General features: G+C 45.2%; 2 protein-coding genes. Both read right to left on the bottom strand.

The features are described 5' to 3' along the window. Nucleotides 1–352: 352 nt before the first annotated feature. Nucleotides 353–1576, bottom strand: coding sequence for a lipoprotein-releasing ABC transporter permease subunit (locus HWQ67_RS16205; protein WP_218253724.1), 1224 nt, complete (start codon nt 1574–1576; stop codon nt 353–355). A 303-nt stretch (nt 1577–1879) separates the two neighbouring features. Further along, nucleotides 1880–2383 (bottom strand): glycosyltransferase, encoded by a 504-nt coding sequence (locus tag HWQ67_RS16200; protein WP_218253723.1) that lies wholly within the window; start codon nt 2381–2383, stop codon nt 1880–1882. Between the last annotated feature and the right edge of the window lie 111 nt (nt 2384–2494).

The raw sequence follows: 2494 nt of genomic DNA, 5'->3' as shown, positions 1-2494 counted from the left end.
CATTACAGTTGATTGATGAACCGTCAAATACGCCTAAACCTAAGAAATTAACACTAAAAGACTTGGAGGTACTGGAGGTATCATGCTTAACTTAACACCTATGGGGCGCCGCCCCCTCCCTCAGACCCACCCACAAGGGGAGGGGTGAGCCACCCCGGGCATGAAGAAGTCCCCTTGACCCCATTTATCTTCATCCATAGTACATATTTCTCGCAGTTGTTTAAACCTCTAAACCTTTTTTTTTGTTTCTATGCGTAACATGAGTAATTAAGCGTTGGGCACGGTTAATTGATGCCGTGTTTTGCTTCATTGCCCGTTTCAGGCTAACGCTGCCTTATTTCCAAGGCGTCGCCTACTCAAACCTAAGGGGATCTATGGGATTGACATTGGCGGCCTGGTAGGCCGGATAGATCGTCGAAAGAAAGCTTATCACTATGGCTGAAACCGAAACCAGCATAAAGTCCGAAACGTTTACCTTAACCGGCAGACGGCTGAGATAGTACACATCGGCCGGCAACTTTATCAGCTCATACGTATCCAGCACATAGCACGTGAGGGAACCTCCCGCCAGTCCTATGAGCGTCCCCACAAGACCAATGATAAACCCCTGCAACATGAATATATACATTATGCCGGCATTGGTGGCCCCCATGGTCTTTAGGATTGCGATGTCGCGCTCCTTTTCGATGACGCTCATGATAAGCGTTGAGACGATGTTGAATGCGGCAACAAGCACGATGAGCGTCAGGATGACAAACATGGCCAGTTTTTCGAGCTTTAAGGCCGAAAAGAGGTTTTTGTTCATCTGCATCCAGTCGCGGGCATGGTAGGGATAGCCGAGTGTGTCGTTTATACGTTGCCTGACCTGCCGTGCCTGATATATGTCGTCCACCCTGACCTCGATACCGGTGGCGGAATCCTTGAGATCGAAGAAGTCCTGAGCGGCGTCAATGGAGGTAACGGCGAGGCTTGAATCGTACTCGTACATGCCGATCTCAAAGATGGCAACGACCTTGAATTTCCGTGTCTTTGGCAACATGCCTAATGGCCCTATCTCTCCCATTGGCGAAATGATGTTTAGTTCGTCGTTGAGCGTTACGCCGATGTTGTTGGCCAGCTCTCTGCCTATGACGATACCGTTGTGTACGTTTGAGAGAGATTCCAGTCTGCCCTCTTTGATGAAGGAGTATATGCCCGTGATGGTCTTTTCCCTATCCGGTATAATGCCGCGCAGGAAGATTCCCTGTGCCCCTCTGCCGCGTGCGGCCATGACCTGTCCGAGCACAAAGGGGGCAGCCGAGGCAACACCGGCAACCTTTTTTACGTCTTCGGTCAGGGACTCGTATTGCGGAATTTGCCCTGCCCGGCTCGTCATAATAATGTGGGCGTTTATGCCGAGTATCTTGCGTTGCAGGTCCTGGTGAAACCCGCTCATCACGGCAAGGACTATGATCAGCGCCATCACCCCCACCGCCACCCCGCCAATGGATATGACGGCATTAAAGGAGATGCTCTTGTGTCGCTTCCTTGACTTGAGGTAGCGCAGGGCTATCAGTACCGGATATGGAAGCTTCATTGCTGTGACTTTATCAGGCTGATCCAGCTATTGTCAAAAGCCTTCTTAAGCGCTATGTAATTCTTTACATCTATCAAAAGTTGCATGTCTTATTCTAACTTAAAGTCATCTCATAAATACAGCTAGCAGATTTTCGTATCCTCTTTAATTTGACAATGTCACATTACAACATAGATTGCTGATTTTAAAGCCTTTTTACTTTTTACACATGAAAATGCCAACCCCTTTAAAATCATAGGTTTACATCCTAATGTGACATTGTCAAGATAGACATTCATTATTTATTTTGATGGGATATGGTTATTAAAGAACCCCAATTTCTATAAGTTGATGAACAGGGTCTTTTAGGAATAGATCAGCGTGCTGTTTTGCTTGGTTACGGAACTTTGTATAACTATTAGGGTCATCAATGGTTTTAATGGCTCCACTCCATTCTTTAATATCATGAGAGTTTACAACCAATCCTCCGTTGCCTACAGCCTCGATTAGCCCTCCTCTATTCGATACAATTGAAGGCACCCCATATAACCCTGCTTCAGTTACAACCCTTCCAAATCCTTCCTCAAAATGAGAAGGAACAAGAAGAATATGGGATTGTTTGTAAATTGGAGTCAGATCATATTGACGAGAATAATATTTTACATTTCGACTCAGATAGGTTCCATCAATTTTGACCGGACGCCACCCTTCAACTGCTAAAAATGTAAAATCTCTGAAATGGGTAGAAAGTTCAAGAAAAGTATTAATTCCTTTTTCAGGGATTGGATTTATTAAAGTTATTGTTTTATGCTTTGGTTCTTCTGTCAAATAAATGTATCCTCTTTATATTTCATGGTAACTATGCTTTTGCAGTTTTTGGATTCCTGGTCAAGCCAGGAATGACAAACTTGGAAAAAGCCTGTAACTGTCATTCCTGCG

This window comes from Candidatus Magnetobacterium casense, assembly GCF_019173545.1.
GTDB lineage: Bacteria > Nitrospirota > Thermodesulfovibrionia > Thermodesulfovibrionales > Magnetobacteriaceae > Magnetobacterium > Magnetobacterium cryptolimnobacter.
The sequence above is the reverse complement of the archived record's forward strand: the minus strand, read 5'-3'. Positions and strand labels throughout refer to the sequence as shown.

Excerpts from the sequence above, each read along its gene's own strand:
- HWQ67_RS16205 (WP_218253724.1), bottom strand. The coding sequence starts at position 1,576 with ATGAAGCTTCCATATCCGGTACTGATAGCCCTGCGCTACCTCAAGTCA.